At 75.0% G+C, this 3299-nt stretch carries 2 protein-coding genes; both read left to right on the top strand.

From position 1 onward, the window contains the following. A partial coding sequence (locus K7854_RS37105) for an SDR family NAD(P)-dependent oxidoreductase (protein ID WP_226030961.1) occupies positions 1-2342 on the top strand: 2342 nt, incomplete at its 5' end. Positions 2343-2468: 126 nt separating this feature from the next. Beyond that, positions 2469-3299: beta-ketoacyl synthase N-terminal-like domain-containing protein (locus K7854_RS37110; protein ID WP_226030962.1), on the top strand; the 831-nt coding region annotated here is incomplete at its 3' end.

The raw sequence follows: 3299 nt of genomic DNA on the forward strand, positions 1-3299 counted from the left end.
CTCGGTTGCTGGCGTCGTTGGGTGAGGCGTGGGTGGCTGGTGTCGCGGTCGACTGGTCCCGGTTGGTGCCGGCCGGGCGGGTGGTGGACTTGCCGACCTACGCGTTCCAGCACCAGCGCTACTGGCTCGACAGCACCTCCGCGAACACCGGTGACCGGCCCGCCGCCGACCAGGACGCCGCCTTCTGGGAGACGGTCCGGCACACCGACCTGGACGGTTTCGCCGCCGAGCTGGACATCGCGCCCGACGCCCCGCTCGGCACCGTCCTGCCCGCGCTCGCCGACTGGCGGCAGCGCATGCGGACCACCGCGGCCGTGGACGCCTGGCGCTACCGGATCACCTGGAAGCGCCTGCCCGGCGCGTCCGGCGCCCCGGCCCTCACCGGAACCTGGCTGGCCGTCGTACCGGAACGGCACCTGGACGACCCGTCCGTCACCACGTCCCTGGACGCCGTGGCGAAGGCCGGCGCCGAGGTGGTCCACGTGCTGGTCGGTGACAGCGATGCCGACGTGGACCGGCTCACCGAGCGGCTGCGTGGCCTCGTCGCCGGGCTCCGCCAGGCACCGGCCGGGATCGTGTCGTTCCTCGCCCTGGACGAGGAGCGTCACCCCGACCACCCGGCCATGCCGAGCGGACTGGCCACCGGGCTCTCCCTGGTGCGCGCCCTCGGCCGGGCCGGGATCGGCGCCCCGCTGTGGATGGTGACCCGGCAGGCCCTCGCGGTCGGCGAGGACACCCACCCGCACGCCCCACTGGGCTCGCTCACCTGGGGCCTCGGCCAGGTCACGGCCCTTGAACACGCCGACCGGTGGGGCGGGCTGATCGACCTGCCCGACACCGCGGACACCCGGAGCGCACGCATGCTGTGCGCCGCGCTCGCCGCGCACGGCGCCGAGGACCAGCTGGCGCTGCGTCCCTCGGGCACGTTCGTCCGCCGGCTCGCCCACACCCCCGGCGAGCAGCGGCCCGCCCGGCGCAGCTGGCGTCCGCGCGGCACGGTGATCGTCACCGGCGGCACCGGCGCCCTCGGCGCGGTCCTCGCCCGGTGGCTGGCCGCCGAGGGCGCCGAGCACCTGGTGCTCACCGGGCGCCGTGGAGCCGACGCGCCCGGCGCCGGGCGACTGCGCGACGAACTCGCCGCGACCGGCATCCGGGTCACCCTCGCCACCTGCGACGTCGCCGACCGCAAGGCCGTGGCGGCGCTCCTCGACGCGCTCGCCGCCGACGGGGAGACCGTACGGGCCGTGCTGCACGCCGCGGGTGTCGCGGACCTGACCTCCCTGGCGGACACCGGCCCGGAGGCGTTCGCCGCCGGGGTCGTCGCCAAGGTCGACGGGGCCCTGCACCTCACCGAACTCCTCGACCACACCGAGCTGGACGCGTTCGTCCTGTTCTCCTCCATCGCCGGCGTCTGGGGCAGCGGCGACCACGGCGCCTATGCCGCCGCCAACGCGTTCCTCAACGCACTCGCCGAGCACAACCGGGTCCGCGGAATCCCCACCACCTCCATCGCCTGGGGCGTGTGGAACGCCTTCGGCGCCGAGGGCGCAGGCGGCATCTCCGAGGCCGTCGACCTCGACCAGCTGCACCGGCGCGGCCTCCCGCTGATCGAACCCGAGCTGGGCCTCACCGCGCTGCAGCGGGCCCTGGACCGCGACGAGACCACGGTCACCGTGGCGCCCGTCGCCTGGGAGCGGTTCTACCCGCTGTTCAGCGCGGCCCGCCCGCGGCCGCTGTTCGAGGACCTGCCGCAGATCCGCGCCCTGTCCGCGCCGACGCCCGCGGCCACCGGCCCGGCCGCCGACTCCGGGCAGCGCGGCTCCGGGCTCGGCGATCTGCCGCCCGCCGACCGGGACAGCGGCCTGCTCGCCCTGGTCCGCGGCGAGGCCGCCGCCGTGCTCGGCTACGAGCGCCCCGACCAGCTCGATGCCGACCGCGCCCTGCGCGACGTGGGCTTCGACTCCCTCACCGCGATGGAGCTGCGCACCCGGCTGGCCACGGCCACCGGCCTGACCCTGCCGGCCGCGCTGGTCTTCGACCACCCGACACCGCTGGCCCTCGCGGCATACCTCAAGACCGAGCTGTACGGGCCCGACGCCGGTGACGACAGCTCCGTCCTCGCCAACCTGGACGCGCTGTCCCAGCGGCTGGCGGGCCTCGACCCGGACACCAACACCCGGCTCGAGATCACCCTGCGGCTGCGCTCACTGCTCGCCCGGTGGAGCGAACCGGACGGCGGCCGTACGACGCCGGAGGCGGCCTCGGCCGCCTCGGCCACGGCACTCGAATCGGCCGACGTCGACGAGGTCCTCGCGTTCATCGACACCGAACTCGGCATCTGAGCCGCACACCCGGCCTCCTGCGGTGCGCCCTCGCGGGCGCGCCGCGCGAGGCCCCCACCACACACCACCGCACCACGCACCACCGCACCACGTACTCGCCAAGCGACAGACAGAGGCAGGAAACTGATGGCGGATCAGGACAAGCTCGTCGACTACCTGAAGCGCGTCACGGCCGATCTGCAGCAGACCAGGCAGCGGCTGCGCGAGTACGAGGCGCAGAGCAACGAGCCCATCGCCATCGTCGGCATGGGCTGCCGCTACCCCGGCTCCGTCGCCTCCCCCGACGAACTGTGGCGGCTGGTGCACGGCGGCGTCGACGCCGTCGGCGGCCTGCCCACCGACCGCGGCTGGGACGTGGACGCCCTGTACGACCCGGAGGCGCGGACCCCCGGCACCACCTACGCCCGCGAGGGCGGCTACCTGAGCGGCGCCACCGAGTTCGACCCGGAGTTCTTCGGGATCTCGCCGCGCGAGGCGCTCGCCATGGACCCGCAGCAGCGTCTCGTCCTGGAGGTCGCCTGGGAGACGCTGGAACACGCCGGCATCGACCCGGCCACCCTGCGGGGCTCCGCCACCGGCGTGTTCGTCGGCTGCAACTACCAGGAGTACCGGGCCCGGCTCGCGGAGGTGCAGGAGGGCCTGGAAGGGCACCTCGTCACCGGCAGCGTGTCCAGCGTGGTCTCCGGCCGCCTCTCCTACGTCCTCGGTCTGGAAGGCCCCGCGCTCACCGTCGACACCGCCTGCTCCTCGTCCCTCGTCACGCTCCACCTGGCCTGCGAGTCACTGCGCCGGGGCGAGTGCAGCACGGCTCTCGCGGGCGGTGTCGCGGTGATGAGCACCCCGCACACCGTCACCGGCTTCTCCCGCCAGCGCGGCGTCGCCGCCGACGGGCGCTGCAAGGCGTTCTCCGCCGCCGCCGACGGCATGGGCTTCGGCGAGGGCGTCGGCCTGCTGCTG

The organism is Streptomyces hyderabadensis (genome assembly GCF_020404845.1).
Lineage (GTDB): Bacteria > Actinomycetota > Actinomycetes > Streptomycetales > Streptomycetaceae > Streptomyces > Streptomyces hyderabadensis.